Annotated in this window: 1 protein-coding gene; it reads left to right on the top strand. The window is 55.7% G+C overall.

Annotation, left to right across the window (positions count from 1 at the left end; translation table 11 throughout):
- Positions 1-240 (top strand): hypothetical protein (locus tag SB753_RS35965; RefSeq protein WP_410804864.1); only part of this gene is annotated, 240 nt, incomplete at its 5' end.
- Positions 241-316: the final 76 nt, after the last annotated feature.

The following is a 316-nucleotide window of genomic DNA, read 5'->3' as shown; positions in this document are numbered from 1 at the left end:
GTCGTGAGTCTCCAACCTGGAGGCTTCGACGGGCTTTTTTTATTGAACATCGCGTTGGCGAAAGAGAACGCAAATACAGCATCTTTTCATGGTGTCACGGCCAATTTCTGGCGTTACGCTGTGTACACCACCCGCGCCAACGGCGCATCGACAGGCTTGCTCCGTGCGGGCCTTTCTTTTTTTTCCCTATGGGAGCTTTCTCCCACAGGGGGAGGGCTCCTTCTTTTGGAGCCTCCATGAACAGGATTCATAGCAGCCCCAGGCGTTACCGTTCCTCCGCGTGGGAAAGTGTGCGCGGATCGTCCGATAGTCGCTC

Source organism: Paraburkholderia sp. SIMBA_053 (genome assembly GCF_046534895.1).
In the GTDB taxonomy this organism is placed as follows: Bacteria; Pseudomonadota; Gammaproteobacteria; order Burkholderiales; family Burkholderiaceae; genus Paraburkholderia; species Paraburkholderia caledonica.
Note: the sequence above shows the minus strand (reverse complement) of the source record. Positions and strands in the feature narration are given on the sequence as shown.